The 26974-nt window shown below is 64.1% G+C and carries 25 protein-coding genes; 13 read left to right on the top strand and 12 right to left on the bottom strand.

All coding sequences use genetic code 11. The annotated features are described in order from the left end of the window. Positions 1 to 5: 5 nt before the first annotated feature. Positions 6 to 1598 (top strand): polyphosphate:AMP phosphotransferase, encoded by a 1593-nt coding sequence (locus Q0982_RS00335; protein ID WP_299390743.1) that lies wholly within the window; start codon positions 6 to 8, stop codon positions 1596 to 1598. Positions 1599 to 1628: 30 nt separating this feature from the next. Here the strand turns inward: Q0982_RS00335 and Q0982_RS00330 are convergent, their stop codons facing one another. The 3 genes from Q0982_RS00330 to Q0982_RS00320 form a co-directional block, all read right to left on the bottom strand. Further along, positions 1629 to 3215 carry a rhodanese-like domain-containing protein gene (locus tag Q0982_RS00330; RefSeq protein WP_299390742.1) on the bottom strand — a complete coding sequence of 529 codons (1587 nt, stop codon included), beginning with the start codon at positions 3213 to 3215 and terminating at the stop codon, positions 1629 to 1631. Positions 3216 to 3272: 57 nt separating this feature from the next. Further along, a complete protein-coding gene (locus Q0982_RS00325; protein ID WP_299390740.1) occupies positions 3273 to 3893 on the bottom strand; it encodes a cysteine dioxygenase family protein in 621 nt (206 codons plus the stop codon). A gap of 155 nt (positions 3894 to 4048) precedes the next feature. Continuing rightward, complete coding sequence (locus tag Q0982_RS00320; protein ID WP_299390738.1) at positions 4049 to 4546, bottom strand: carboxymuconolactone decarboxylase family protein; 498 nt, start codon at positions 4544 to 4546, stop codon at positions 4049 to 4051. Between the two features lie 84 nt (positions 4547 to 4630). On the opposite strand from Q0982_RS00320, the gene Q0982_RS00315 reads away from it, so the two are divergent. The 6 genes from Q0982_RS00315 to Q0982_RS00290 all read left to right on the top strand — a co-directional run bounded on the left by Q0982_RS00315 (position 4631) and on the right by Q0982_RS00290 (position 11010). Then, on the top strand, positions 4631 to 5572 hold the full coding sequence (locus Q0982_RS00315) for a LysR family transcriptional regulator (protein WP_299390737.1): 942 nt from the start codon (positions 4631 to 4633) through the stop codon (positions 5570 to 5572). A gap of 424 nt (positions 5573 to 5996) precedes the next feature. Further along, the gene (locus Q0982_RS00310; protein ID WP_299390735.1) at positions 5997 to 6896 is read left to right on the top strand and encodes a hypothetical protein; all 900 of its coding nucleotides are present in this window, start codon (positions 5997 to 5999) and stop codon (positions 6894 to 6896) included. Beyond that, positions 6893 to 8779 (top strand): AMP-binding protein, encoded by a 1887-nt coding sequence (locus Q0982_RS00305; protein ID WP_299390733.1) that lies wholly within the window; start codon positions 6893 to 6895, stop codon positions 8777 to 8779. Before Q0982_RS00310 ends, Q0982_RS00305 begins: the two co-directional genes overlap by 4 nt. Beyond that, positions 8776 to 9699: a sulfotransferase gene (locus Q0982_RS00300; protein ID WP_299390732.1), complete on the top strand. Its 924-nt coding sequence runs from the start codon at positions 8776 to 8778 to the stop codon at positions 9697 to 9699. The genes Q0982_RS00305 and Q0982_RS00300 overlap by 4 nt, the downstream gene beginning before the upstream one ends. 36 nt (positions 9700 to 9735) lie before the next feature. After that, positions 9736 to 10866, top strand: coding sequence for an MBOAT family O-acyltransferase (locus Q0982_RS00295; protein ID WP_299390730.1), 1131 nt, complete (start codon positions 9736 to 9738; stop codon positions 10864 to 10866). Then, positions 10867 to 11010: a hypothetical protein gene (locus Q0982_RS00290; protein WP_299390728.1), complete on the top strand. Its 144-nt coding sequence runs from the start codon at positions 10867 to 10869 to the stop codon at positions 11008 to 11010. A gap of 155 nt (positions 11011 to 11165) precedes the next feature. Here Q0982_RS00290 and katG read toward each other — a convergent pair whose 3' ends face one another. After that, positions 11166 to 13340, bottom strand: a complete 2175-nt coding sequence (gene katG / locus Q0982_RS00285) for a catalase/peroxidase HPI (protein ID WP_299390727.1) — start codon at positions 13338 to 13340, stop codon at positions 11166 to 11168. A 155-nt stretch (positions 13341 to 13495) separates the two neighbouring features. Then, the gene (locus Q0982_RS00280; protein WP_299390725.1) at positions 13496 to 14965 is read right to left on the bottom strand and encodes an NAD(P)/FAD-dependent oxidoreductase; all 1470 of its coding nucleotides are present in this window, start codon (positions 14963 to 14965) and stop codon (positions 13496 to 13498) included. Positions 14966 to 15040: 75 nt separating this feature from the next. Here Q0982_RS00280 and Q0982_RS00275 point away from each other — a divergent pair, with 75 nt between their 5' ends. From Q0982_RS00275 to Q0982_RS00260, 4 genes are all read left to right on the top strand, one after another. Next, positions 15041 to 15628 (top strand): TetR/AcrR family transcriptional regulator, encoded by a 588-nt coding sequence (locus Q0982_RS00275; RefSeq protein WP_299390723.1) that lies wholly within the window; start codon positions 15041 to 15043, stop codon positions 15626 to 15628. A 203-nt stretch (positions 15629 to 15831) separates the two neighbouring features. Next, the gene (locus Q0982_RS00270; protein ID WP_299390721.1) at positions 15832 to 17346 is read left to right on the top strand and encodes an aldehyde dehydrogenase family protein; all 1515 of its coding nucleotides are present in this window, start codon (positions 15832 to 15834) and stop codon (positions 17344 to 17346) included. Positions 17347 to 17503: 157 nt separating this feature from the next. Beyond that, positions 17504 to 18694: an iron-containing alcohol dehydrogenase gene (locus tag Q0982_RS00265; protein WP_299390720.1), complete on the top strand. Its 1191-nt coding sequence runs from the start codon at positions 17504 to 17506 to the stop codon at positions 18692 to 18694. Positions 18695 to 18855: 161 nt separating this feature from the next. Continuing rightward, positions 18856 to 19776 carry an NADP-dependent oxidoreductase gene (locus Q0982_RS00260; RefSeq protein WP_299390718.1) on the top strand — a complete coding sequence of 307 codons (921 nt, stop codon included), beginning with the start codon at positions 18856 to 18858 and terminating at the stop codon, positions 19774 to 19776. 13 nt (positions 19777 to 19789) lie between these two features. On the opposite strand, the gene Q0982_RS00255 is transcribed toward Q0982_RS00260, so the two are convergent. Both Q0982_RS00255 and Q0982_RS00250 read right to left on the bottom strand, forming a co-directional pair. After that, entirely contained in the window at positions 19790 to 20893 is a 1104-nt protein-coding gene (locus tag Q0982_RS00255; RefSeq protein WP_299390716.1) for an alcohol dehydrogenase family protein, read from the bottom strand. A 78-nt stretch (positions 20894 to 20971) separates the two neighbouring features. Then, on the bottom strand, positions 20972 to 21370 hold the full coding sequence (locus Q0982_RS00250) for a RidA family protein (RefSeq protein ID WP_299390714.1): 399 nt from the start codon (positions 21368 to 21370) through the stop codon (positions 20972 to 20974). 162 nt (positions 21371 to 21532) lie between these two features. Between Q0982_RS00250 and Q0982_RS00245 the strand changes: the two genes are divergently transcribed. Beyond that, the gene (locus tag Q0982_RS00245; protein ID WP_299390713.1) at positions 21533 to 22129 is read left to right on the top strand and encodes a TetR/AcrR family transcriptional regulator; all 597 of its coding nucleotides are present in this window, start codon (positions 21533 to 21535) and stop codon (positions 22127 to 22129) included. A gap of 36 nt (positions 22130 to 22165) precedes the next feature. Here the strand turns inward: Q0982_RS00245 and Q0982_RS00240 are convergent, their stop codons facing one another. The 5 genes from Q0982_RS00240 to Q0982_RS00220 all read right to left on the bottom strand — a co-directional run bounded on the left by Q0982_RS00240 (position 22166) and on the right by Q0982_RS00220 (position 25594). Beyond that, the gene (locus Q0982_RS00240; protein WP_299390712.1) at positions 22166 to 22690 is read right to left on the bottom strand and encodes a hypothetical protein; all 525 of its coding nucleotides are present in this window, start codon (positions 22688 to 22690) and stop codon (positions 22166 to 22168) included. Between the two features lie 178 nt (positions 22691 to 22868). Then, positions 22869 to 23744, bottom strand: coding sequence for a bile acid:sodium symporter family protein (locus Q0982_RS00235; protein WP_299390711.1), 876 nt, complete (start codon positions 23742 to 23744; stop codon positions 22869 to 22871). A 215-nt stretch (positions 23745 to 23959) separates the two neighbouring features. Continuing rightward, positions 23960 to 24334, bottom strand: a complete 375-nt coding sequence (locus Q0982_RS00230) for a cupin domain-containing protein (protein WP_299390710.1) — start codon at positions 24332 to 24334, stop codon at positions 23960 to 23962. A gap of 106 nt (positions 24335 to 24440) precedes the next feature. Continuing rightward, entirely contained in the window at positions 24441 to 25118 is a 678-nt protein-coding gene (locus Q0982_RS00225; RefSeq protein WP_299390708.1) for a YafY family protein, read from the bottom strand. Between the two features lie 80 nt (positions 25119 to 25198). Then, positions 25199 to 25594 (bottom strand): RidA family protein, encoded by a 396-nt coding sequence (locus Q0982_RS00220; RefSeq protein ID WP_299390706.1) that lies wholly within the window; start codon positions 25592 to 25594, stop codon positions 25199 to 25201. 226 nt (positions 25595 to 25820) lie between these two features. Between Q0982_RS00220 and Q0982_RS00215 the strand changes: the two genes are divergently transcribed. Next, entirely contained in the window at positions 25821 to 26165 is a 345-nt protein-coding gene (locus Q0982_RS00215; RefSeq protein WP_299390705.1) for a glyoxalase/bleomycin resistance/extradiol dioxygenase family protein, read from the top strand. The last annotated feature ends 809 nt before the right edge of the window (positions 26166 to 26974 follow it).

Raw genomic sequence — 26974 nt, 5'->3', positions numbered from 1 at the left:
ACACCATGTTTGAGACCGCTGAACTTGGCCGCGCCATCTCCAAGAAAGACTTCAAGAAGATCGCGCCGGTTCTCCGCCAGGAACTGCTGGAGCTTCAGGACGACCTGCGCAAGCAGCGGCACTTTCAGACGGTTCTGGTCTTCGCCGGCGTCGATGGCGGCGGCAAAGGCGAGACCGTCGGCCTGTTGAACGCCTGGATGGATGCGCGCTGGCTGATCACGCGCGCCTATGACGACGCCAACAGCCGCGACCACGACCGCCCGGAGTTCTGGCGCTACTGGCGTGATCTGCCGCCGCGCGGACGCATCGGCATGTTCCTCAGTGCCTGGTACTCGCGGCCTGTTCTGGACTTTGTCTACAAGAAGATCGACGAAGCGGCTTTTCTGAAACAGCTCAATCGCATCGTGCGCTTCGAGCGCGCCTTGGCCCGCGACGGCGCTGTGGTGCAGAAGTTCTGGATGCATCTCAGCCGCGATGCCCAGGAACAGCGTCTGCGGAACCTGGAAGACGATCCCTTGACCAAGGCACGGGTGACCGAGCGCGATTGGGAGAACTGGCGCAACTACGACACCTTCATCCGTACGGCCGAGCAGGTGATTTCGCGCACCAACCGGGGCATCGCCCCTTGGACCGTGGTGGAAGGCCAGGATCCGAACTACCGGGCAGTGACCGTGGCGACGATCCTGCGCGACTCCCTGGAGCGCGAGATAGAGGACCGCCTGAACGAAGAGGCGATGGCGGCGGCCTGCGCCCCCAGCGCCGTCAAGGCCAAGAGCAAGTCGAAGGGCAAATCCAAGGCCACGGCCAAGCTCGTCAAGGCCAAGCCTAAGCCCAAGCCTGCCGATGACACAGGTTACCTCGCCGCCAAGTCGATCACTGTTCTCAGCAGCCTGGACATGTCGAAGCGGCTTGTCCGCGATGACTACCGTGCGCAACTGGTCGACCTGCAGGCCCGGCTCTACAGACAGCATCTGCAGGCCAAGGCGAACGGTGTTTCGACCATTCTGCTCTTCGAGGGGCCGGACGCGGCCGGCAAGGGCGGTGCCATCCGGCGGATCAACGAGGCGCTCGACGCCCGGAACTATCAGGTTCACGGCATCGCCGCTCCGACCGATGAGGAAAAAGCCCAGCATTACCTCTGGCGTTTCTGGCGCCGTATCCCGGCCGCGGGTCAGATCACCATCTTCGACCGCTCGTGGTACGGCCGCGTCCTGGTCGAGCGCATCGAGAGGCTGGCCAGCGAGGACGAGTGGCGCCGGTCCTACGGGGAGATCGACGACTTCGAGGATCAGCTGATCGATCACGGTATCATCCTCGTGAAGTACTGGATCCATATCAGCAAGGACGAACAGCTCGCGCGCTTCAAGCTGCGCGAGAAGACGCCGTACAAGCGCTGGAAACTGACGGATGAGGACTGGCGCAACCGGGACAAGTGGGAGGAGTACGAGCAGGCCGTCAACGACATGGTGCAGTACACCAGCACGGCCGCGGCACCCTGGACCCTGGTCGAAGGAAACGACAAGCGCTACGCCAGGGTGAAAGTGATCAAGACCCTTTGCGACCGCTATACAGCCGCCCTGGGGGAGTTGCCGGAGTAAGGGGGACTTCGTCCGCCACGCCGGCAGGCCTTATCCAGGCTCTTCTTGGCCCAGGCTGAAGCCGGCGCGCTCGCGGTCGTCGATCTGGTCGACGAGCTGCAGCTCCCAGGCCAGGTAGCGGCGCGACGCCTCGGCGTTGCCGTCATGGCGATCATGCACGAAGTAGAGGTAGTCGATCGCCTCTTCCTGCCTGGGCTCATCCGGCCGCGCTCCGACCGGCAGGCCGGCGTCCCGCCAGGCCCGGAAGCCGCCCTGCAGCAGCAGCGGGGTGATCCCCTTCATCTCCAGGGCATCAATGGCCGCGAGCGTGGCCACAGCCGGGTCGTCGGCCACCAGCAGCACCTCCCGGCGCCCAGCGGACAGCATCGCGCGCAGCAGGCCGGGAAGCTCTGGGCGGATCGACCAGCAGGATTCGGGGATCGCCTCCCTGCGAAAGGCGGTGCTGGGGCGCAGGTCGATTGCGACGGTGTGGCCGGCCGAAAGGTGCTGTTGCGCGGTTTCCGGCGGAACCTCAACGACCTCGGCGGGCAGGGACGGGACGAACGTCCTCTCCGTATCGGAGGAGACAAGTGCCTCCGCAGTTCCGTTTCGCAGCACATAAGCCTCGTGGCCCATGCAGCGCAGCCAGAAGGCGGCGAAGCGGGCCCGGACACCGTTTTCCGTGGTGTCCGTTATGACGCTGCGTGCCCGCCGCACGGCGATCCACTGGTCGGTTGCCTGCACGAGTTGCCCCGCGGGCGCATGAACCGCGCCGGCCAGATGACCTGCGTCGTACTCCGAGCGGCTGCGCACGTCGAACAGATAGCAGTTCCGCTTTTCATCGCGCTGCCAGGCCGCAAGCTGTTCGGGCGTCGCGGTGGGGCAGGGGAAGCCGTCCGCGACCGCCTGCGGGTCGAAAGTGCCGCTGTCACCTTCGGGAAGCGCCCGGCTTTCGGAACCGCGCACGAGGTCCAGGCCCGCGAGCGCCCAACCCTGGGTCCCGTTGGTGAGAGCATAGACCGGGTTTGGAACGCCGGCGCGGCGCAGGCTCTCGACGCCGATCAGGCCGCGCGTGCGTCCGGCACAATTGATGACCACAGGCGTCTCGGGATCGCCCACAAGATCGTGCCAGCGATGGAGCGCTTCGCCGTTGGGCACGCAGCGCGCGCCGGGGATGCTCATCTTGTGAAACTCGCTGAAGGGCCGGCCGTCGAAGACGTGAACGGGCCGCCCTTCGCGCTGCCAGGCATGCAGGGCTTCGGCGGAAAGGGTCGGCGGATGGGCGGCCGCCTCCATCAGTTCCCCGAGGGTCTTGCTCGGCACGTTCACGCCCTTGAAGAGGGTGAAGCCGGTGGCGGCCCAGGCCGCTGCGCCGCCCTGTAGCACCGCCACATTGCTGTAGCCGAGGGCGCCGAGCCGCCTGGCTGCTCGTTCTGCAACACCGTCGCCGTCATCCAGCAGCACACAGAGGGCCGTGCGACGGGGCACCAGGTCGCCAATGCGCAGCTCCAGCCGGCTGTAAGGACAGCTTACGGCGTAGAAGGGGTGTCCTTCGCCATATTGCCCATGCTCGCGCACGTCCAGCAGGGCGATCTCTTCCGGGCCGTGCAGGGCCTCTTTCAGGACTTCCGGAGTCACAACGGCGGTGCCGCCAGCGTCTTGGGCCGGCGTCCTTTTCTGAGCAGCATTGCAGGCTTAGGTGCGGGTCTTGACGCCGATGTCCATGATACGACAGGTCCCCTCAGCCAGATCGAAGGTGAGACGTTCGGTCAGTGTTTCCAGGGCGTGCCCGTACATGTGGAGGTGGCGGATGACCCGGTCGCCCTTGATCTGGACGGAGTGGATATCATCCGGCATCAGGGCGATGCCGTTTCCCGGACCGATCACCAGGGTCTCTGACTCCGAGAGGCTGGCTTTGCCGGGGTTCGATCCGTCATCGGTGCGTTCATAGAGGGTGTTGTGCTCCTCGCCCTCGACGGCGGCGATGCAGGCCCAGGTCGTGTGGTTGTGCGGCGGCACCACCTTTCCCGGGCGCATCACGTTCAGATAGAGCGCGTAGGTCTGGTCGTCGTCCATAGCAATGAGATAGCGGGCCTGCTGCTGGTCCGGCTCCGGGTCAGGATAGCGGTCGCTGCCCCAGAGCGCCCCGTCGGCGGCAAGCGCTTTCAGCGCCTGGAGGACTCGGTCGAGGCCGTTGCGGCGGAGCCCGTCGTGTTCAAGGATGACACGGGCGGCGCCACGAAAGCGTGCGACCCTGTCCTCCCCGTCTCCTGGTGTCCGTTCGCTGCTTTCCGCGCTGCTGCGCTGAGCTTCCATAATCGCCGACCTCCGGCTGCCTCTCCGATCAGTGCCTGTGCCTTCTGCCGTCTCTGGGCACGGCGTTGCCACAACCGGCAGCATAATAGAGCTTGGCCATGCCGCAAAGTCCCGACACCGAAGCATCCATTCGGTCCCTCAGGGTGCCGGTAGCCTCACTGCTCGGCGCGGGTCTCGAAGACCTCCTGGGCGGCGCGCAGGCCGTGAAGCGAGGCGGGAAAGCCGGCATAGACGGACATCAGGATCATCGTCTCGACGATCTCCTGCTCGGTGATTCCGACATTCAAGGCCCCGTGGATATGCACCTTCAACTCGGGTTGCGTGTATCCCAGGGCTGCGAGGGCTGCGACGATTGCCAGCTGACGCTGGCGGTCGGTCAGGCCGGGCCGGCAGAAGAGGTCGCCGTAGGGGTACTCGATGACGTAGCGCGCCAGGTCGGGCGACGTCCGCGACAGGGCCTCGACAACGGCACGCCCTTGTCCCCGGGTGATCTCATCGACGCGCTCAAGGCCACGTTCATAGCGGTCACCCGGCGGGCAGGCGGCGCGGGCAGGCTCGCTTGTGTCCGCCTGCGCGCCCGCAGCGGCCGGCCACAGAAGGCAAGCGAAGGCGAGGGCCGGCAGGCCCGATTTTCGGGTGGGTTTCGCAGTCATTTTCGGCTCCCGGTCTTTGTGTGACTGCTCAACCAGATGGCGCCGGCTTGAGAATGAACCAAACTCATAATACTAATACACATCATGAATGAATTGAAATTAAGGTCGCTCGATACCTCCGCGTTGCTCGTGTTCCATACCCTCGCCGACGAGGGAAGTGTCGGCAGAACCGCCCAGCGTTTGGGCATGACCCAGTCCGCCGTCAGCCACGCCCTCAACAGGTTGCGCGGACTCTGGAACGACCCTCTTTTCGTGCGCAGCGGCGGCCGTATGGAACCGACGCAGAAGGCACTGGGGCTGGCGCCGGGCATTGCTGCCGCCCTGAACGAACTTGATGTGCTCCTGCGGCAGGAGCGGGCGTTCGATCCTGAGACGGACCGGCGGCGCTTCGTCATCGGCATGTCGGACTACGCCGCAGCGGTCTTCCTGCCAGGGCTGATCGACCGTAGCGCCAACAACATGGATCGCATCACCTTTCTGGTGCGCCACACCAGCCGTGCCGCGGGCTTTGAGATGCTGGATCGGGGGGAGGTGGAGTGCCTTGTCGGGAGTTTTCCCACGGCGCCGAAGCGCCTGCGCCAACTCAGCCTTTTCCGCGACCGCTTCGTCTGTGCCGTCAGCGCCGGCAACCCCTTAGCTTCGGGCGCCCTGACGCTCGACCGCTACCTTTCGGCACGCCACGTCCACGTCTCCCTTGCCGGCGAGCCGACAGGTTATGCGGACCGCTTCCTGAAGCGCGCCGGCCATAGCAGGGACGTCGCGCTGACGCTCGGGCATTTTCTGGTTCTACCCCATGTTCTGACTGCGTCCTCGCTCGTCGCCACGGAGCCGCTCAGCGTGGTCGAACCCTTTGTTGACATGTACGATCTCAGGCTCACCGATCCGCCTTTCGAGACCGATGATTTCGCCTTCTCCTGTGTCTGGCGCGGACGGTCGGATGGCGATCCCGGCCTCGCTTGGCTTGTCTCTGTCCTGAAATCCCTCGCGCAGACCTCTGCACCCGGGGGCGGATCTTTTGGCAGCTAGCTTCGAACACTTTTGTCAAGCCGAGTGGACACTCAAGAAGATCGGCGCTCCGTATCAGCTACTCAAGATTGATACCGTACTTGGCGAAGCCACCCTCGGCATCGCCCAGCATGGTGAAGCCGGTCTGCTCGGCAACGGCCTGCGCACCGGCTCGCCTTCGAAGACGATTGCCGCAGGCAGGGGCGGCTCCCAGACATGGCCACGCGGCTCCATGACGGCTCCATGGCGGCTTCTACCCTCATGGTTCCTTAACGATATCCGTGGATTCTATGCCGACGCGGACTGCCCCGAGCCGGGAAGCCGCGCCACCTGGGGTCGTGATCGACAGAGGGCGTCCTGATATGAGCGACGAGACGTTGGCATGCTCCCGACGCCTCTGCTGTCGGCTCAGCGAACCTTCACGCCCGGGGGTATGCGGGGGCGCATGACCAATCTCGCCGAAGGTTCGCCGGGGTCTGGGCCGACCGCCGGGGATCCGTCCCGACTTCCTCTCTCCGTCTGGCCGCTGACCGCAATTCTGGCGGTCGCGCTCATCTGTGGCGGTTATCTTTATCTTCGCGCCGAAACGCCACCTTCAGAGGCCTTCGACCTCCACAATGCCCCGCGCATTGAGGCCTTGGCCGCGAAGATTGAGGCTGGTGCCCAGGGCGTCGTCATGATCGGCGACTCGCGCCTGCGTTATGCGCTGCCCGAGGACGTAGCCTTCTCACGGCTGCTCAGTCAACGCCTCGACATGCCTGCCGCGGCGCTGCGGCTGTCCAATGTCTGGGCGATCTGGTCGGATTTTGCGGGACTGGCTCCGCAGATCCTCGCCGCACGGCCCAGGCTGGTGATCCTCCAGGAAGATCTCTTTGCCAAGGAGCGAGAGACCGGGAGCCGCCTTCTTCTCGGCCGCACATACCTCATTTGGCAGGTTGCTGGGAGCGGCCCCTGGAATCCGGGCAACGTCGATCAGGCCATGCTGCAGACGGATGTTCGCTGCGATGTGCTCTCCGACGAAAACGCCCACGAACGCAAAGAACGCGTTTCCGAGTGGGTGAGCTTCGATGCCGAGGGAGCGAATGCGAAGGCTATCGCCCGCTTTGTCGCTGCCGCCGAAGACGCCGGCATCGAAATCGCGGTTCTGCCGGTGCCGATCACTGAAGAGGGCCATGCAGTGCTGCCGGGATACAAGCGTCCGGCGGACCTCAGGACCATCGATCACGGGATCACCCTCTCCAACGATCACTACTGCGACGTCGTCCATATGAACGCCAAAGGGCGCGCGGTTTTTACCGAGATGCTCCTCGGCCGGCTGCAGGCGCGCCTGGGAGGAACGCCATGACGGATACCGACAGCCCGGTCAATGGGACCATTGGCCGGATGATCGCCGGCACCGCCGAGCGAATGGCGGCGGCCAAACCCTTCTTCCTCGGTGCCGTCACTCTGACCCATGGCGAGGTAGGAACGCGCATAGCGCAGACCCGCGGGCTCTTTGCTCGGCTTGGTCTTGAGCCCGAAGCAAGGGTAGTGATTGCCTCGGCGGACGATGCCGCGGTCACGACCCTCTATGGCGCTACGCTGACCATGGGACTGACCGCTGTCGTTATTGACCCCGCCGCCTCAGCCGCCGAGCTTACGGTGCTGATCGAAAGGGCAGAGCCTGCGGCCGTCTTCGCCGACACGGCGGTCGTTGAGCGAAGCCTCGCGGTGAGCAGCCGTCTCGAAGTGCCAGTGATCCGGATCGAGCCGTTGAAGGTACAGAAAAACGCTTTCGGTCTGCTGCTGCGCGGGCGGTCTCGAGATAACACGGACAGCTATCCGGCGATGCTCCAAGAGCAGAGCGAGACAGCGCCGGTGACGCACGCGGCAAGCGATGCCACGGCGCTAATACTCTTCACCTCCGGTACCACCTCGGAGCCCAAGGGGGTGGAGATCACCTTTGCGAACCTGGCCGTGCAGATGCAAACCCTCCAGCGGCAGTTCGGTATCGGCGAGAACAGTGTCATCGTCAATCACTTGCCCCTGCATCACTCGGATGGCCTGAACCAGGGCCCGCTTCAAGCGCTGTCCAGCGGCGCGACCGTCGTGCGCCCGCAACCGGTCGCAATGCATTCGCTTGGGCAGATGCTCGACGCAGCCTACCAACACCGCGCAAGCCACCTCGTCACCGTGCCGACCGTGCTGGGTATGATGGCTATGCTGCCGGAGGACTACAATGACAGCTTCCGCCATCCGGAGTTTCGCTTCGCCGTTTCCACGGCCGGACCGCTGGACGAAGGCGTATGGCAGACGGTAGAAGCGCGCTTCAAAATAATGGTCGTGAATGCCTATGGCCTGACGGAAACCTGTTGCGAGGCGCTCTACTGTGGCCCCAGCACGGAGACGCGGCGCATAGGCACCATCGGAAAGCCGGTGGACTGCGAGGTGATGCTTGCCGATCCCGATGGCCGACCGGCGGCCGATGGCCAGCCCGGTGAGATTTGGATCCGCGGCGACAACGTGATGGCCGGCTACTTTAAGGCGCCGGAAGCAACGCGGGCGGTTCTCACCGAAGAGGGCTGGCTGAAGACCGGCGATCTCGGCATGCGCGATGCCGATGGCTTCTACCGGATCGTCGGCCGCATCAAGAGCGTCATCCTGCGCGGCGGCACCAATGTCTACCCCGAAGACGTGACCACGGCGCTGCTGTCGGCTCCTGAGGTGACAGCGGCGGCGACGGTCGGTCTGCCGGACCGTCTTTTGGGTGAGCGCGTGATCGGCTGCGTTGTAGCGTCCGAGAGCTCGCACACCGACTTGCCGCCAGCGGTCATGGCGCATTGCCGGCAGGAGCTGGCACCGGAGAAGGTGCCTGACCGCATCGTGGTCTTGCCGGCGCTGCCCTACGGCCCTTCGGGCAAGGTCGAGATCGAGGCGCTACGCCGGCTGGTAGCCGAGGCCGAAGAGAGCGGCCAGAGACAGGGCGCAACGCTGCTTGACCAGGTGCTGGCTGTGGCGGCGGAGACCCTGGGGGTGCCGCCGGAGAGTCTGTCTGCGGAAACCCGATTGGACGACACGGGCAGCGTCGACTCACTGAAATTCTTGGAGTTCGTGATGGCGCTGGAGCGGGCCTTCCGGCTTCAGCTGAGTCCCCGCGAAACCATGAGCATGATCAGCATTGACCATGCAGTGAAAGCCGTTGAGCGGCAGCTGGGTGATCGCCGGTCGCTGAAAGAAACAGGGTCGTGAGCGCTGCCTCGACAATCAGCGGAACCATCATCTTGGGGCATCCGCGCTCCGGCACCACGCTGCTGCGCCGGTTGCTCGATGCCCATCCGGAAATCGCCGCTCCGCCCGAAACTCATCTGTTCGGGGCGGCAGCCCGTTTTCTGGCGGCGGATGTAACCGCTGAAGGTACCGATATGGGCGTGCTGTCGGGACTTGAATACCTGGGTTTCGAGGAAAGCGAAACGTTGGATCGCCTGCGGGCACTTTGCTTCGGCTTCCTCGACGACTTCGCACGGCAATCCGGCAAACGTTTCTGGGCCGAGAAAACAGCCTTCGACGCCTTCCAGATCCCGATGATCGAGCGGCTCTGCGGCGACCGGGTACGCTATTTGGGGATCCTGCGCCATCCCTTCAGCGTGGCGGTGAGCTGCCGCGAGTTCTGCGATGCCATGGGAAGCTACCCTCAGGTGCTTCATCACTATGTGCGCCGCTGGCCGCAGCCGATCGAAGCCTTCCTGCATTCCTGGATCGACGTCAGCGAGGCCCTGGTAGCACTGGGCCAGCGGCGCCCACAGCAGGTTCTGATCCTCCGCTACGAGGATCTTGTCGACGACCTCACCGGAAGTCTGACGGACATTCTCGGCTTTATGGGCGCCGACACAGATACCGGTTTCGCCGAAGGCGCGCTGGCGCGGGTCGGCGATCTCGGGTTCAGCGACCACAAGAGCTATCAGAGCAGCAGCGTTCACACGAACAGTCGGGACCGCTGGCGGGAACTGCCGATGCCACAGGTCGCCAGGCTCGCCCCGCTGGCTGCGGACTGGCTGGAAAGGCTCGGTTACCCGCCTCTTGAGACGGGGCCGGCACCTGACTTCCAGGAGGCACGGCGGCGTTATCTGCATAGCCTCGGCCATCATGCGCGGTCGACACGCAAGGCGTAGCGCGGCAAGGGCGGGTTTGTGGTGAGTTATCTGTCTATGGAGTGGCTCGCCTGGATTTCGGGCACAACGACCCTGTTCTGGCTGTGGCCGGCGGCGTCGCGTTTTCGTCTTCTTGCCGCCATCACCCTCGTCTTTCTCGCCATCAAGGCACCGCTCTCGGCAGTACTGCTGGTGCTGCTGACTTTGGCTACAGCCCAGCTCACGCGGCGCCCCACAATGAGCGGGGCGCAAACCGCCGTGGCGCTGTTGCCGGCGTTGGCCTGTCTGATTTTTTTCAAGGTCCTCAGCTCGACCGCTGGAGATGACGTTCTGCGGGGCACCATCATCCCGCTCGGACTCTCCTTCTACTCACTGCGCTGCGTTCACTTTGTGCTGGAGCGCTATATGGGGCGGCTCGAGGCAAAGGCGTTTTTTGACCTCGGCGAATACCTGTTCTTCCTTCCGACGCTGGTTATCGGCCCGATTCACCGCTATCCGGCCTTCGACCGCGACCGCCGGAGGCACCGCTGGGATCCGGCGCTGTTTTCAGAGGGCCTCGAGCGCTTGGTTTACGGCTACGTGAAGATCGCTTTCGTCGGCAACTTTCTGATTGCCCAACTCTACAGCGATTGGACCGGCGGCCTTGCCGAGCCCGAGTCGCGGGCAGGGCTCTACCTTGCAATGCTGGGAATTGGCTTCGGCCTCTACATGCAGTTTTCGGGCGCGTCCGACATTGCGATAGGCTTCGCCCGGCTGTTGGGGGTCCGGGTCATGGAGAACTTCAACTGGCCCTTTCTGAGCACCAGTCTGCCCGTTTTCTGGCAACGGTGGCATATCTCGCTAACCAGCCTCGTGCGGCAGTACGTCTACGGCGGGATCAGCGCAGTGACCCGCAACCCGGCACTGTCGTCTCTGGCAACCATGGTGGCGATCGGGCTATGGCATGAAATGTCGCTCCGTTACCTGCTATGGGGCCTTTACCACGGTCTCGGCATCATTGTCTGGCAGCAGGTGGCCCGCCGGTTGGGACCACTGCCGGACGAGCAGCGGATTCTGCGTTTTGCGGCGAACTTCTGCGGCGGTGTCGTGACCCTGCATTTCGCAATGCTGGGCTTCCTACTGGTCCGCCAGCCCGATCTTGCCACCATGGCCGAGGTCTTCGGCCGCCTCGTTTTGGGAGCAGGGTGAATGTGGCTCTATACACAGCTTATCCGACGACTGCCGCGCCCGCTGGCGATCACCCTCACAGCGTGCTGGTTTGCCCTTCTGATCCTCGCGATCGCCTTCGGCGCCTTTGAGCCGCGGGCAAACTTCATCTACGGCAATCTCTAGGCGTGCCGACCCCCGCGGTGTACTTAGGCCTCGTCCAGACACCCGGAGCACCGGACTGCCTGGCCTTCAAAGCAAAGGGCGGACCGAAAGGCCCGCCCGATGCATCTTAACGCATCACTGTCTTCGAAGGAGGGAAGGGACACTCCCCGCCGAATCTACGCCAAGTCGTAGCGGTCCAGGTTCATCACCTTGGTCCAGGCCGCAGCGAAGTCCTTCGCGAAGGCTTCCTGCGAGTCCGCGCATCCGTAGACCTCCGCCAGGGCGCGAAGCTGGGAGTTGGAGCCGAAAATGAGGTCGGCCCGCGTGCCGGTCCACTTCAGCTCACCCGACGCCCGGTCACGGCCCTCGAAAACGTCATCATCGGCGGACGCGGCCTTCCAGGTCGTGCCCATGTCGAGCAGGTTGACGAAGAAGTCATTGCTCAGGGTCTCCGGCCGGTCAGTGAAGACACCATGCTTGGAGCCTCCGACGTTGGCACCGATCACCCGCAGGCCGCCAACGAGGACCGTCATCTCAGGTCCGGTCAGCGTGAGCAACTGCGCCCGGTCCACCAGCAACTCTTCGGCAGAGACGCTGTACTTGCCCTTCTGATAATTGCGGAAGCCGTCGGCGATCGGCTCCATCACCGCGAAAGACTCGACATCGGTCTGCTCCTGCGAGGCATCCGTGCGCCCCGGTGTGAAGGGCACCGTAACGTCCTGACCGCCGTTCTTGGCTGCCTGCTCGACGGCGGCGCTGCCACCGAGAACGATAACGTCGGCGAGCGAGACCATCTTGCCGTTCGCCTGCGCAGCGTTGAAATCCTTCTGGATGTCTTCAAGGGTACCCAGCACCGTGGCGAGCTGGTCCGGCTGATTGACCTCCCAGTCCTTTTGCGGCGCCAGGCGGATGCGCGCCCCGTTGGCCCCGCCGCGCTTGTCGGAGCCGCGGAAGGTCGAAGCCGAGGCCCAGGCGGTCGACACCAGTTCAGAGACGGAAAGCCCGGAGGCCAGGATCTTGTCCTTCAGCGCGGCAACGTCCTGATCGTCGATCAGGTGATGCGTAGGCTCGGGAACCGGGTCCTGCCACAGCAGCACTTCCTCCGGCGCCTCCTTGCCGAGGTACCGTGCCCGGGGGCCCATGTCGCGGTGTGTCAGCTTGAACCAGGCGCGCGCGAAAGCATCGGCGAATTCGTCCGGGTTCTCATGGAACCGCCGCGAAATCGGCTCGTAGATGGGATCCATCCTGAGGGCCATGTCTGCCGTGGTCATCATCGGCGCGTGGCGCTTGGACGGGTCGTGGGCGTCGGGCACCGTGTCCGACCCGGCGCCGTCCTTTGGCGCCCACTGGTTGGCGCCGGCCGGGCTCTTCACCAGTTCCCAGTCATAGCCGAAGAGAGTGTCGAAGTAGCTGTTGTCCCAGGTGATCGGCGTGGGCGTCCAGGCGCCCTCGATGCCGCTGGTAATGGCATCGCCGGCCTTGCCGCTGCCGAAGCTGCTCTTCCAGCCCAGGCTCTGCTCCTCGATGCCCGCGCCCTCGGGCTCCGGTCCGACCAGCGCGGCATCGCCGGCGCCGTGACACTTGCCGAAGGTGTGGCCGCCGGCGACGAGCGCAACGGTTTCCTCGTCGTTCATCGCCATGCGGCCGAAGGTCTCGCGGATGTCGCGCCCCGAGGCAACCGGGTCCGGGTTGCCGTTCGGGCCTTCCGGGTTCACATAGATCAGGCCCATCTGCACGGCGGCCAGCGGGTTCTCCAGGTCGCGGTCGCCCGAGTAGCGCTTGTCGTCCAGCCAGGTGCTCTCCGAACCCCAGTAGATGTCCTCTTCCGGCTCCCAGATGTCCTCGCGGCCACCGGCGAAGCCAAAGGTCTTGAGGCCCATGGACTCAAGCGCGCAGTTGCCGGCGAAGATCATCAGGTCGGCCCAAGAGATCTTCTTTCCGTACTTCTGCTTGATCGGCCAGAGCAGCATCCGCGCCTTGTCGAGGTTCGCGTTGTCGGGCCAGCTGTTGAGGGGGGCGAAGCGCTGGGTGCCGGACCCGCCGCCACCACGGCCATCAGCGGTGCGGTAGGTGCCGGCGCTGTGCCAGGCCATGCGGATGAAGAGGGGGCCGTAGTGACCGTAATCGGCCGGCCACCAGTCCTGCGAGGTCTTCATCAGTTCGAAGACGTCCTTTCGCAGGGCGTCCAGGTCGAGGGTCTTGAACGCTTCCGCATAGTCGAAGGCCCCGCCCATCGGATCGGACAGGGAGGAGTTCTGGTGAAGCATCTTGAGATTGAGCTGGTTCGGCCACCAGTCGCGATTGGAAATGTGAACCCGGCCGGTTACCGGGCATTTGCTGCCGCCGTCCATTTTCGTCTCCGCTCCGTGAGTTGTGCGCACAGGAATTAGAATTATTCTAATGATGTAGGATTTAGAATCGTTCTAACAAGAGGCGCGCCATCATTTTTTGCTGTTTCGTCCAAATGTCACATAGCGGTGTCGAGGGCAGTGTTGAAGAAGTGCCTCTACCGCTCTGAGACAACACCCCTTTCCGCCTTCGGGCGGCTCCCCCCAAAAGCCCCTTGGGGCTCCGCAGTCTCACAAATGACATCGCCAGCAGCGTTGCCGGTGATCTGTGCGGCGACGGAACGCCCGCTGTGGATAGCGCCCTCCACATAGCCCCAGAACCGGTCATCGACTTCCGCCCCGGCGAAGCGGACCCGGCCGCCCCAGGCGGCCAGCCGGGCGACCGCGTCGGGATTGCCGCCGACCCGGACGGTCGCGTTGTAACCGCCGCCGGACCAGGGATGGTCGATCCAGACCGCTTCGGCGGTCTCCAAAGGCGCGCGGACGCCCTCGCCAAAGGCGTGGCTCAGGCGGCCCAGGAGCAGGTCCTGGCGCGCCTCCTGCGACAGCGCAGCCCATTGGCGCGCGAGGGGGCCGCCGAGGAAGGCGGTGAGCCGGGACGGGAAGGGGCCGTCGCCGCTTCCATCGACCACCGCCAGGCCCGGTGTGTCCGCGAAGAGCGCCGCGCCGCTGAGTCCCTTGAGACGCCAGAATGCGCGATCGAAAACGAGGACCGTCTTGATCATGGCGCCGGCCGTGAAGGACGCCAGAAGCGCTGCCAGCTCATCGCCGCTGTCCACTTCGAAAGTGATCCGCCGGGCCGCGGGCGGCGGCACGGCCACGATCACATGATCGGCTGTCCAGGTCTCCGCTGCCGCGACGACCTCCACCCGATCGCCGGTGGCGCGAATGCGCTCAACGGGCGTGCTCAGGCGCGGTCTGTGGCGCAGCTCCAATGCAAGCTGGTCGACGATCCCGATCATGCCGCCGGCGATCTGGAATTCCAGGTCATCCCGCTCCGAAGCGTAGCGCGCGAAGATGTCTCTCACCGCCTGCGCATGGATGTCCTCCGGTGCGGCGCCGAGGACCTCGGAGAAGTGGGAGTAGGCCATGGCGTGCTCTTCGGCCTCCAACAACAAGCCGCGCAGAGCCTCGGCAAGGCTCTCCTTCGGGGCAGTCCGCTTTGCGACCAGCAGCCGCAGCCCGCGCCCCGCTTCGCCAAGGCTTTCCCAGGGGGTGTTCCACCACGCGAGCTTCAGGCGCAGCGCGCGGAGCGCCTCGCCGGGGCTGTCCCAGCGCAGCACCTGTTCCTCCAGAAGTTCATGCAGTTCGCCGACTGAAATCAGATCTTCGAAGCGCCGGGTGCTCCCCTGAGCCAGGCAAAGGCCGATCCCGGCCCGCGGGACCGGCGACAGGTGCAGGCCTGCCCGCGCTGCAAGGTCGAGGACGGCGTGCATGTCGCCGTTCACCATCTGCGCGCCCTCGTCGAAGACGCCGCCGCTGCGCAGCGGGACCGTCCGGATGCGGCCCCCCAGGCACGCCTGCGCTTCCAGCAGCTGGCAGGAGAGGCCGGCTTGTTCCACGGCCGCAGCGGCGGCCAGTCCTGCGGCTCCGCCGCCGACGACGATGACGTGGTTTTCTTGGCGCATGCGATTTCCTGAGTTGAGCAATTGTTCAATTGAGCATATGTTCAACACAGATCCAAGCTTCAAGGAGACATTGCAATGGCGCGTCTGTCGGGTGCCGAGCGCCGCCGCCAGATCGTCGAAGCCGCAACGGAAGCCGTGCTTCGCAGGGGATTGGCACAAGCGGCGACGCGCGACGTGACCAAGGCCCTTGGGGTCGGTTCCGGGCTCTTGCACCACTACTTTCCGTCGTGGGCCGAACTGCGGGCCGAAGCCGTGCGCCTGGCTGCAAGGCGGGAGATTGACGAGGTGCAGGCGCTGGTGGCGGGCTTGCCAGGGCTGGAGGCGCTCGAACGTCTGGCCGACTGGATGGTCGAAGACGGGGACATGCGGCATTGGCGCCTCTGGCTCAATGCGCAGGACGAGGCGCATCGCGACGACCGTCTGGCGCAAGTCATGAATGCGTCCATGGCGGAGTGGCACCAGCTGATCGCAGACCTGCTCGTTCGGACAGGGAAGAAAAGAGGGTCGCAGCGGATCGATACAGAGGCGGCGGCATGGCGCCTCGCTGCACTGATGGACGGCCTTGCCGGCGCCATGCTGATCCGGGGGTCGCGGGTGACACCGGCAAAGGCACGCGACCTGATGAAGACCCAGCTTCTGCTTGAGCTTGGTCGCAAAGCCTAGGCCTAAGTCGCCGGCGACTCTCTTCGGTGATTTCGGGCCTGCTCCGACTTTCATGTCGGTGGGATCAGGGAATTCAGAATCCGTGCCGCGTCCTTGGAATACGCGGCGCGTTCAAGTCTTCACCATAGCTCCTGGGTTCGGAGGCCGACTGCAGTCCGCGCCGAACCGGTCGATGCAACTCGGAACTGGAAAGGAGCTTCGCGGTGAACGTCGTAACGCCTCTCAAGTCCTCACTCGGTCCCGCCGAGAGTTTCCTCAACCGGACCCACCGGCTTCTCATTGACGGCGAGTGGGTCGACGCGAAATCTGGACAAACCTTTGAGACGCTCAATCCGGCAACCGAGGAGGCGCTTGCCTCGGTCGCGCTCGGCAATGCCACAGATGTCGACGCTGCGGTCGCCGCAGCGCGCAAAGCCTTCGACGAAGGGCCCTGGCCGAGCATGCTTCCTGCCGAGCGTCAGCGCATTCTGCAGAAACTGGGCGACCTCATCGAGGAGAACGGTGAGGAACTGGCCTGGATCGAAAGCCTCGACAACGGCAAGCCGGTAAAGGTTGCCCGCGTGGCGGATATTCCTCTGACCGCGGACCTCTTCCATTACATGGCCGCCCATGCCCGCACGCGCGAAGGCCATGTGGTGCCGACATCGGACTTCGCGATACCGGGCGCGGAGTTCCACGCCTACACGGTCGAAGAGCCGGTCGGCGTCGTCGGTCTCATCACGCCCTGGAACTACCCGCTTCTGATCGCCGCAGGTTGGCAGATGGCGGGCGCGCTCGCCGCCGGGAACACGGTCGTGCTGAAGCCTTCCGAGGTAACGCCGCTGTCGATCACGCGCTTCGGCGAGCTGGCGCTTGAGGCCGGTGTGCCGCCTGGCGTCATCAACATCGTTCATGGCTACGGCACAGACGCGGGCGCACGCCTCGTGGAACATCCGCAGGTAGACAAGATCGGCTTCACGGGCTCCACCCGCACCGGCCGAGGCTTGCTCAAGTCGGTCGCCGACTCGAACCTCAAGAAGGTGACGTTGGAGCTTGGCGGAAAGTCGCCGGACATCATCTTCGCCGATGCGGATCTCGATGATGCCATTGCCGGCGTTGCGATGGGCGTCTTCTTTAACCAGGGCGAGTGCTGCTGCGCAGGCACGCGGATCTATGTCGAAGACAAGGTCTATGACAAGTTCGTGGCGGGCATGGTCGAGGAAGCCAAGAAGATCCGTCTCGGCTCAGGCCAGGAACCCAGCACCGACATGGGGCCGCTCGTCTCCCAGAACCAGCTCAACACGGTGATGGGCTACATCGATGCCGGCAAGTCGGACGGCGCAACCGTCGCGGTCGGCGGCGCCCGGGCAAGTGACAAGGGCTACTTCGTCCAGCCGACGCTTTTCACCGACGTCGATCCGGACATGTCGATCGTTCGCGAAGAAATCTTCGGTCCCGTCGCGTCGATTGAGCGGTTCTCCGAGATCGATGATGTCGTCCGGCGCGCCAATGATTCCGACTACGGTCTTGGCGCCGGCATTTGGACGACAGACGTCCGCAAGACCCATCATGTCGCCAAGGCGGTCCGTGCCGGGACGGTCTTTGTGAACTGCTACAACGTCTTTGACGCCGCGATGCCCTTCGGCGGTTACAAGCAGTCCGGGTGGGGGCGCAACCGCGGCCGCCAGGCCTTTGAGGCCTTTACCGAGACCAAGGCCGTCTACGTCAAGCTGAACTGATCGCCCCCTCCGACTGAGGCCGGGTACTGAGGGCCTGCGCGGATTGGCGGCGAGGCCCGCTCCCCAAGCGTTCGTGCCGATCGCTTCACGCTGTGAAGCGGTCCGCCCGGCCTCATTTTCGGATTGGTGTCAGAACCCGAGATTCCGGAGAATTGCCATGCCCGACTTCTTCTTCCTGCCCCCCATGAACATCGCGGGCGACGGTGCGCTTGACGCGGCTGTCGACCAGATGTCGTCCCAAGGCTTTGAAAAAGCGTTGATCGTTACGGATGAGCCACTCCACAGGGAGGTCCATGCAACGAAGCCGCTTATCGAGCGGCTCGAGGCGAAGGGGATCGATTACGTCGTCTACGACCAGGTGACGCCGAACCCCACGGTCGCAGAGTGTGACGAGGGGGCGGCCATCTATGCCCGCGAAGAATGCGATTTTCTTGTTTCCTTCGGTGGCGGCTCTCCGCACGACTGCTGCAAGGGGATCGGCATCGTTGCCACCAACGGCGGATCGATCCGCGACTATGCCGGCGTCGACCGGATGCGGGTCAAGATGGCGCCGATGTTTGCCGTCAACACCACTTCCGGCACGGCCAGCGAGATCACCCGTTTTGCCATCATCACCGACGAGGAAGCCCGGTCGAAGCTGCCGGTCGTCGACTGGCGCTGCACCCCAAGCGTTTCGGTCGATGACCCTAAGCTCATGGAGGGAATGCCGGCAGGTCTGACCGCAGCGACGGGTATGGATGCCCTCAGCCATGCACTCGAAGCCTATGTGTCGACCGCTGCCAGCCATCTGACCGACCCGGGCGCGCTTCGGGCGGTCGAGCTGATCGAAAAGTCGCTGGTCGACGCCTACCGCGACGGCAAGGATCGCGGCGCACGATCCGACATGACCTATGCCGAGTTCCTTGCCGGCATGGCCTTCAACAACGCGAGTCTCGGTTTCATCCACGCCATGTCGCACCAGGTCGGCGGCATGTATCACACCCTTGCGCACGGGGTTATCAACTCCGTGCTCATGCCACACGTCATCGCTTGGAACGCCACGGTCGCCGGCGAGCGCTACGCCGAGATCGCCGAGCACATGGGCATCGAAAGGCAGGGTCGCAGCACCGATGACGTTGTGCAGGATCTCATAGCCAAGGTGTTGGCTTTCAATCAGGCGATGCGCATCCCCGTCAACCTAGGAGAGATGGGTGTCACGGATGAAGACGTGCCGCATCTGGCGGATCACGCGCTTGCCGATGCCTGCGCGGCCACCAATCCAAGACCGGCGAGCGTCGCAGAGATGCAAGCGCTCTTTCGCCGGGCCATCAGCGGCGAGGGGATTCCACAGCGGAGTGCAGCGGCCTGAACCAGGGCCCGGCGGTCTCAAGCCGCCGGGCTGCTCTCCAACCAAGAACGGAGCTGCGCGATGACGCAACACGGCGATGCTGAGCTTGTCACCCGGCTGTGCAAAGGCTGGCCGCCGATGCATGTCCCCTATGCCGCTGCCGGCAGCGGGGAGGCGGCGCCATGAAAGCCGTTCGAATGCACGCTTATGGCGAACCCGAGGTGTTGCGCTTCGAGGAGGCCCCGGATCCGACCCCCGGTCCGGACGAGGTCGTTGTCGATGTCCGTGCGGCCGGGATCAACCCGCTCGATTGGAAGATCCGTTCGGGTGCGCTTGCCGGGCTGATGCCGCTGCCGTTGCCGGCGATCCTCGGTTGGGACATCGCCGGTATCGTCGCCGCGGCCGGTGCGGCGGCGACCGACTTCAGGCTGGGCGACGCGGTGTTCGGCATGATTCCGATCGGGCGTCCCGGCGCCTATGCCGAGCGCGCAGTCCTTCCGCAGTCCGCGCTCGCCGCGCTTCCGCAGGAACTGAAGCTTATCGAAGCCGCGTCCGTTCCGGTCGTCGGACTCGCGGCCCATCAGCTCGTGAACGGTCTCGGCGACCTTCGCCCGGGCCAGACCGTGCTCGTTCTCGGTGCTGCCGGCAACGTCGGGCGTTTGTGCCTGGCGCTTGCTGTTCTGCGGGATGCGCAAGTATGGGCCGCCGCCACTGCACACGACCTGGGGCGCGCGGATTTGCCGGCCGATGTTCAGCGTCTCGCCACGGATGAAGACAGGCTCGATACTGCGTCGCCAGCCGTTGACTTGCTGATCGATACGGTTGGCGGCCCGCTCTTGGAGCGCGCAATCGCCTGGGTTCGGCCAGGCGGCCGGGTTGTCTCCACCGTGCAGCCCCCGCAGATCCCCGGCGGCATGGCTGTCGAAGGGCATATGCTCCAGGTCGTGCCTAACCGGGCCGCGCTCGAGCAGCTCGGCCAGCTCTTCGCGGAAGGTCAGTTGCCGCTGCCGGAGATCACGACCTACCGCTTGCCGGAGGCTGCCCGGGCGCATACGGCGGCTGCCGACGGACAGGCCGGAAAGCTCGTTCTCGTCGTGCCATGATCGGTTGCCTGGCTCAGTCGTGAACCCGGATGCCGATTTTGCCGACGTGGGATTTGGTCAGGAAGGCTTCCTGGGCGGCGCGCAGGTCCGCCAGCCCGTAGGTCTGCGCGACGGTCGGGCGAATCTCGCCCGCCTCGATGTAGCGCACCAGATCGGTGAACACATTGGCCGGTTGGTGCGTGCAGCCGAAGAAGGAGAGATCGCGCAGGTAAAGCGTACGCAGATCCAACTCCACGATGGGGCCGGCAATCGCGCCGGCGGTGACGTAGCGCCCGCCATCGCAAAGGGCGTCGATCAGATCCGGCCAGCGCGGCCCGCCGACCAGATCCGGCCAGCGCGGCCCGCCGACCAGGTCGAGCACGATGTCGAAGCCGTGCTCCGGAAGCGGCGCATCGCGATCGAGCGTCACGTCCGCGCCGAGCGCGCGCAGTTCATCGGCCTTGGATGCGCTGGTCAAAGCCGTCACCTCGGCGCCGCGCCGCTTGGCCAGCTGGATCGCGGCCGAGCCGACACCCCCCGAAGCACCCGTGATCAGCACCCGCTCCGCGCCAAGACCGCCGCGTTGGACCATGCCCTCGGCCGTCGAAAAGGCGCAAGGGAAGGAGGCGAGTTCGACATCCGAAAGGTCTGAACGCACGGCAATCGCGTCCTCTGAGCGGGCGAGGGCGTAGTCTGCGAAAGCGCCGTCGCACTCCGACCCAAAGGTGGCCGTGGCCGGCCCGGACCCCGGCGATGCCGTGGACTGCAGGGCGCGCACGAGGACGCGTTCCCCGATCCTTGCCGCCGGCACCGCGGCCCCGGCTGCCACGATCTCGCCGCAGCAGTCCGCGCCCTGGATGCGCGGAAAGGAAAACGCCACACCGGACCAGCCGCCGTCGGCATCCGCTGCGGCGCCGTAGCCCTGCGTCGCGCCGGAGGCCGTATCGCCGCGCACGCTCTTGGAATACCAGCCGGTGCGCGTGTTGATGTCGGTGTTGTTCACCGAAGAGGCCGCGACCCTGATCAGGACTTCATCCGCGCCCGGGTTGGGAACCGCAAGATCCTCGCGCCATTCCAGCTTCTCTAGGCCGCCATGGCCCGTCAGGACCATGCCCCGCATCGTCTGGGGAAGTGTCATCTCCGTCTCCGTGTAGAGGAATGGTTCTACGGCCTCAAAGAGCGCCGTGTAATTGCGGCACCGCTTGCCGCCAGGCGTTCAGGCGGCTTGAGGAATGCGGGCGATGGCCTTGATCTCGAAGTCGAAGCCCGAAAGCCAGGTCACACCGACCGCGGTCCAGTTGGGGTAGGGCGGTTCGCCGACCGCCCTCAGCCGAACTGCGGAGACCGTCTCGACCTGCGCCGCCGGGTCGGTGTGGAAGGTGGTCACGTCGACAACGTCGTCAAATGTGCAGCCGGCAGCTTTCAGGACGGCCGTAAGATTGTCGAAGGCAAGCTGGACCTGCTTCTCGAAATCGGGCTCGGGCGATCCATCCTCGCGGCTGCCGACCTGGCCGGAGACGAACAGGAGGTCGCCGGAGCGGATGGCCGCCGAGTAATGGTGTATCTCGTAGAGCGCCTGACGGCCGGCCGGGAAGACTGCATCGCGTTTGGTCATGGATTTGCTCCTGCTCGATCGGGCCTTTCCGATCAGGTTGCATCGGGCCGAATGGGCAATGACATGCGGCGGTTGACATACGGGACGTATGTCGGCATCTAAGGGCATACGAAGCGTATGTCAACAAATATACGCGGCGTATGTCTTGAGGAGGAGGGAGCGGTGGCCGCACAACGGCGTGCGCAGATGGTGGAGGAGACCCGGGCGAAGCTGATCAAGGCCGCGCGGAGGGCTTTCGCGGACAAAGGCTATGCGGCGGCGTCCATGGACGACCTGACTGCCGCAGCCGGCCTCACGCGGGGTGCGCTCTATCATAACTTCGGCGACAAGAAGGGGCTGCTGCAGGCGGTGATCGACCAGATCGACACGGAGATGCTGGCGCACCTGCACAGCGTTCACGACCAGGCACAAGATCCCTGGCAGGGGTTTCTCGATGAGTATGCCGCCTACATCGAGATGGCGCTGGAGCCGGAGATCCAGCGTATCATGCTGCTGGACGGGCCGGCCGTGCTCGGCGACCCGTCACAATGGCCGAACCAGAGCGCCTGCCTGCAGAGAACGACGGCGCTGATTCAGGCGCTGATCGATGCCGGGACCGTCAAACCGGTCGATGCCGAAGCGGCCGCGCGGCTGCTCAACGGGACGGCCCTCAACGCCTCGCTCTGGATCGCCGCCGCTGACGATCCCCACGCGGTTTTCCTGCGCGCCGTCGAGGCGTTCCGCCATCTTGCAACCGGCCTGCTGCGAAGCGGCAGCTGACGTTAGGCGTGCTGCAGAGCAGGGAAGGGGATGACCCTATCCTGAAGCGGACCTGCGAATCAGGTTCCTGAACTCGCTCAGCAGGACATCGCTGCTGTTCTGGCCGACCATAACGCCGCGGCGCGTTCCCTTGCCGTCAAAGAGCAACACGGTGACATGGCCGACGCGGTTTTCCGCGGCGAACGCCCGTCCTTCGGGTTGGCGGATGTCGGCGACCAGATACTGGATCTCCGCGTCGTCCAATTCCGAAAGCGCCTTGCATACCTCGCGCTGCAGATCACGGCACTGGGGGCACTGCGGATCGTGGATCTGCACGACGGTCGGGATTCCGTTTCCGAGGCGCGAAAAGTCGCGCTCGAGGATGCTGGCGTGGACGCTGCTTGCGAGATACCACCCGCCTGCGCCGAACACACCCAGGCCGAGAACGCCGTAACCGGCGTTCTGCAACAGGTCGCGCCGGCTGCGCAACTTCTTCCGTGGGGCCGTGGCGGCCGCAGGCTGCCCGCTGGAGGGGCCGGCCTCTTTCCGTTTGGTCGTCGTCTTGCGCTTCTGTCGCTTCATCGCGGGATCCCTGAAGGATGCGGCTGCACCCAGCGTAGGCCGGAACTGGCGCTTCCGGTCCCTTCAGACCGCGGTCGGTCACGCTGGACCGGCAGACTCTACCCGAACTAAGCCCCGCGGCGCAGATCACCAATCTGTGATCGCCGTTGGCGCGTTGTGCCAGGGATTCGTGGAGGCCCTAGACCACCTCGTCCGCGACCTGCTGTGGCGCGGGCATCCGCTGGCGCAGGAAGGCGATGTAGACCAGGGCGGTGGCGAACATAAGCACGCTATAGGTTGCCGCCGGCACGGTCACGAGGCCGCCGCCGAACAGCAGGGTCGCGACCGCGATCGCAAGAGTACCGTTCTGAAGCCCGCATTCGATGGAGATAGCGACCCGCTGGCGGATGCCCGACGCGAAGAGCCGCGCGATGAGATAGGCCAGAGCCATCATGACGACGTTGAGCACCAGGGTCACGAGGCCCGCCTGGGCCAGGTACTCGACAATGCTGGCCCGCTCCTGATAAATCGCGCCGGCCAGCACCAGGGCGAACAACCACGTTGAAATCCGGCGCGCCAGAGGCTCGAAACGAAGCGCAAAGCCCTCGGCGCTATGGCGCAGCAGCAGGCCGAGAAGCGCCGGGATGGTGACGATGACGAAGACGCTTATGGCCGTTTTGGCGACCGAGACGTCGGCGCCGACATCGCCGCCCATGAATTGGTTGTAGGAGAAGACGACAACGAGAGGGATGGTGATGACGCTGAGCAGGCTGATGACCGCTGTCAGCGAGATCGACAGGGCGACATCGCCGCGGGCAAAGGCAGTCAGAATGTTCGAGGTCACGCCGCCCGGGGCCGCCGCGATGATCATGACCCCCAGCGCCAGCTCCGGCGGCAGCGACCACAGGCTGACGATCAGGAAAGCGACTGCGGGCAGCAGCAGAATCTGCGACAGAGCCCCGACGACGAAGTCCCGCGGACGCCGCACGACGCGCGCAAAGTCATCGAACGTGAGGCCCAGGCCGAGCGCAAACATGATGAACGCCAACGCGATCGGCAAAACGACTTCGGCCACAAGACCCACAGAAACCTCCTGATTCTCCTGCTGGCGGCGGCCGGAACCTAGGCGCGCCGGCCTCTGTCGGCAAGCCGATTCGGGTGCCGGCACCCCCAATGATCATGGTGCTAAGGCGGGCAAAGACAACGGGGCAGCGTTCAGCGGCCTCTTCTGCCGGGGCATGGAAGGCGTGGGCCTCGGCTGGATGCTGCTTCGCCCGGGCCGCCCCGCGTTCATTCGTCGGCGTTCGATCGCGGGTCTTCGGCGTCAGAGTTTTCCGTGGCGCCAGGCGTCAGGTAGAGCTCTTTGGTGCGCTTCAGGATGGTATGCCGGTGCCAGCAGCGGCGCGGCACGACTGTGGCGGCGCCTGCCCGAAGCCGCCGCACCTCTGCGGGCCCACCGTCTTCGGGCAGGATTTCGACCTCGACTTCGCCTTCCAGCACCATGAGGAACTCTTCGCAGTCCGGGTGCATTTCCCAAGGGCCGGTGGCGCCCGCGTCAGCCCAGAAGACGCCCACCGCGCCCTCGTTGAAGCCCGCGAGCTCACGAAACTCGAGCTGTTCAAGTACCTCTACCTCGACCAGTGGATCAAAGACCGATGTCGTCATGTCGTGCTCCAGGGTTGTGGTGCAGGGACCATCGCATTTGGCGGGCCGGGCGTGACGAAAATGAGAACGAAGCCCTTCTGGGGGCAGCGCATGACCGCGGCTGACTTCAGGCGTGGCAGCGCTCCAACTCCATGAAGGCAATCAGGCCGGTCTCCTCGTCTTCTTCGAACCTGTCTTCCGTCTTGGTGAGTTCCGTGATCCGGTCCCATCGGAACGTCCGGAACCCCTCCCTGAGTTCGCACCAGCCGGAGACCATCCAACCGTCAGGCAGGTCCCAAATCACGAGCGGACGCACGCGTCGGCGCGAGAGGTTACCTTCGCCACTCTTGTAGACGATCTCGACGACACGTTGATTGCGGATTGCCTCCCGAAGGAGGCCGTTGTCTTGCGATGCGCCTCGTTTGGGCTGAAGGCTGTAAAACGGAGCATCGGCCAGCTTGCGCTCTTCCGGTGCAGGCATGCTCGCCTGTATTTTGGCCCGTGCTTCCCGCGCTGCGGAGGCGAGCACCGGATCGCCGGTGCGCTCCACGAAAGACAAACCGACTGCTAGGGCATCAACCTGATCATGCGTGAAGGTCACATTCGGCAGGTCAAAGCCCGGACGGAGCAGATAGCCGATCCCGGCCTCCCCATCGATCGGCAGCCCGGAGGCCTGAAGATGGGCGATATCCCGATAGATCGTGGTCACGCTCACCTCGAAATGCGCGGCCAGGTCCGCGGCGCGGCTGACCCCTCGGCTGCGCATTTCGTTCACGATCCGAAACAGTCTTTCTGAGCGACGCATTGGGCTCTGTTTTCCAATGGCTTATAGCGAAGACCTTAGCGCGGATGGCCTTTGGATTCCAATGCGGACAGATACTGTGATCAGTCTGCCGCTGTGGCTTCGATCTCGAAGAGCAGAGGCGGCAAAGCAAGGCGGGTTACGCCAAGCAGCGTCATGGGCGGTGAAACACCGGGGGGTCCAAACCGCGCGCCCAGGATGTCGAAGTGCTTCATAGCATCGTCCACGTGGGTCGTGAAAACTCCCAAGCGAACGACATTGGCAAGCCCCATGTCCGCTGCTTTCAGGACGGCTTCGAGGTTATCAAGCGCCAAAGCGATCTGCGCGCGCATGTCGCCTGGGTGTTGTGGGGCGCCCTCTGCGTCCACGGCGGTCTGCCCTGCACAAACCAGATGTCGCTTCGCACCTTCAAGGATTTCGGCTTGGTTGTAGCCGTAGTTCAAGGACCACGGCCACGGATTTACGGCTGTTCTCTTCATGACGTACTCTCCCACTGGGTGGACAGGACGGCACAGAACCACAGCCCTCTTGTCACCGTGGTGACAGGAGCGAAGGCAGTCAGGTCAAAAGCAGAAGGTTCTTCGAGGTGCCTTCATGCAGTGTTGTGCCAAAGCGGCCATATGCTTCGTCGGCAGAAACGCAGCAATTGGCTGGCCACGCGCGATGAAAATGCGAAACATTGATTCGCCATTGGAGAGTATCCGGATGAAGATTTCACAGCCCACACCCGAACTTGCAGTACCGAATGTGCGAGAAGCGCAGGAGTATTACCGCGACAAGCTCGGCTTCGAAATCGCGTGGTACAATGAAGAAGGAAGCATTGGCGCTGTAGCGCACGGGGATTGCGCGATCTTCTTCCGAAAAACCGCCCAGAAAATCTCACCTGGCGTGTTCTGGGTTTTCACTGAATCCGTGGATGAATCACACTCAGAACTGGTACGGCTAGGTGCAGATGTTCTCCAAGGGCCTTGCGACAAGCCGTGGGGATTGCGTCAGTTTACGGTTCGCGATGCCTATGGAAATCTCTTTTACTTCTTCCACGACCTTTGAATGCGATCAGGTGGACGAAGGTCCGAAAAGTCCGCACAGCGGCCATTGAACCAGAGAGCAGAGCGTCCCTCAATCGGCGGCGAATGGCGGATGGGGCGGGATTCGAACCCCGCGCCCCGCGCGCAGGCGCAGGAGAGAAGCTGTACCGGCCTTCCGGGATGCTGCCAAGACGGTACACACCGAACACACTAAAGCCTGGAAGAACGAGAAGCATCGGGCGTCAGATTGCGGCGGACAGCATTACCTCGACATGTCGAAATACCCCCACATGTGGGCGTGTTGCGATTGAAGCCAAGGCTCAGCGAGCAACGGCGGATAACTCGTCTAACTCTGTGACGAGTTTCACTACCTACCGGTTGGTCTTGCATCTGGCTTCTCGGGGGCCGAGCCATTCAATGGCCTTATCCGCGCGGACATGGAGTGGAAAAACCTTACCAAGCTGAAGAAAGAGCTTCGCCAAGAGAGGGCGATAGAGGCTGCGGCGAAGGGAACCAAATGGGAGATGTCGGATATGAAATCAAAACACAAGATGTTTATCTGGGTAACTTCTCTCTGGCATAAAAGTGATTGGTAAGTGATCTGTTCGTTTTATTAGTAGAACCATACTAACCGCATCAACGGTACTTCGTATGGAGACTAATATGATCAGAAAATCTGTAACAGCACTTGCTACAGTAGCGACTCTTGCCATCGCCTCTTTGCCCGCGTCCGCAGGAAACCAGTTGGCCGTCGCGATTGGCGGGTATGACACGGTATCGTATCACCAAGATGGTCCAATGCCGGGAGAGGCTCGGATCAACCATTTCTGG

The sequence above is a fragment of the Pelagibius sp. genome (genome assembly GCF_028281305.1).
GTDB lineage: Bacteria > Pseudomonadota > Alphaproteobacteria > Kiloniellales > Kiloniellaceae > Pelagibius.
The sequence above is the reverse complement of the archived record's forward strand: the minus strand, read 5'-3'. Positions and strand labels throughout refer to the sequence as shown.

Coding starts and splice junctions, on each gene's coding strand:
- Q0982_RS00250 (WP_299390714.1), bottom strand. CDS start 21,370: ATGACCAAACGCGATGCAGTCTTCCCGGCCGGCCGTCAGGCGCTCTAC.
- Q0982_RS00260 (WP_299390718.1), top strand. CDS start 18,856: ATGAAAGCCGTTCGAATGCACGCTTATGGCGAACCCGAGGTGTTGCGC.
- Q0982_RS00310 (WP_299390735.1), top strand. CDS start 5,997: ATGACCAATCTCGCCGAAGGTTCGCCGGGGTCTGGGCCGACCGCCGGG.
- Q0982_RS00290 (WP_299390728.1), top strand. CDS start 10,867: ATGTGGCTCTATACACAGCTTATCCGACGACTGCCGCGCCCGCTGGCG.
- Q0982_RS00320 (WP_299390738.1), bottom strand. CDS start 4,546: ATGACTGCGAAACCCACCCGAAAATCGGGCCTGCCGGCCCTCGCCTTC.
- Q0982_RS00280 (WP_299390725.1), bottom strand. CDS start 14,965: ATGCGCCAAGAAAACCACGTCATCGTCGTCGGCGGCGGAGCCGCAGGA.
- Q0982_RS00220 (WP_299390706.1), bottom strand. CDS start 25,594: ATGAAGAGAACAGCCGTAAATCCGTGGCCGTGGTCCTTGAACTACGGC.
- Q0982_RS00230 (WP_299390710.1), bottom strand. CDS start 24,334: ATGACGACATCGGTCTTTGATCCACTGGTCGAGGTAGAGGTACTTGAA.
- Q0982_RS00295 (WP_299390730.1), top strand. CDS start 9,736: ATGGAGTGGCTCGCCTGGATTTCGGGCACAACGACCCTGTTCTGGCTG.
- Q0982_RS00215 (WP_299390705.1), top strand. CDS start 25,821: ATGAAGATTTCACAGCCCACACCCGAACTTGCAGTACCGAATGTGCGA.
- Q0982_RS00255 (WP_299390716.1), bottom strand. CDS start 20,893: ATGACACTTCCCCAGACGATGCGGGGCATGGTCCTGACGGGCCATGGC.
- Q0982_RS00225 (WP_299390708.1), bottom strand. CDS start 25,118: ATGCGTCGCTCAGAAAGACTGTTTCGGATCGTGAACGAAATGCGCAGC.
- Q0982_RS00315 (WP_299390737.1), top strand. CDS start 4,631: ATGAATGAATTGAAATTAAGGTCGCTCGATACCTCCGCGTTGCTCGTG.
- Q0982_RS00335 (WP_299390743.1), top strand. CDS start 6: ATGTTTGAGACCGCTGAACTTGGCCGCGCCATCTCCAAGAAAGACTTC.
- Q0982_RS00240 (WP_299390712.1), bottom strand. CDS start 22,690: ATGAAGCGACAGAAGCGCAAGACGACGACCAAACGGAAAGAGGCCGGC.
- katG (WP_299390727.1), bottom strand. CDS start 13,340: ATGGACGGCGGCAGCAAATGCCCGGTAACCGGCCGGGTTCACATTTCC.
- Q0982_RS00275 (WP_299390723.1), top strand. CDS start 15,041: ATGGCGCGTCTGTCGGGTGCCGAGCGCCGCCGCCAGATCGTCGAAGCC.
- Q0982_RS00265 (WP_299390720.1), top strand. CDS start 17,504: ATGCCCGACTTCTTCTTCCTGCCCCCCATGAACATCGCGGGCGACGGT.
- Q0982_RS00305 (WP_299390733.1), top strand. CDS start 6,893: ATGACGGATACCGACAGCCCGGTCAATGGGACCATTGGCCGGATGATC.
- Q0982_RS00325 (WP_299390740.1), bottom strand. CDS start 3,893: ATGGAAGCTCAGCGCAGCAGCGCGGAAAGCAGCGAACGGACACCAGGA.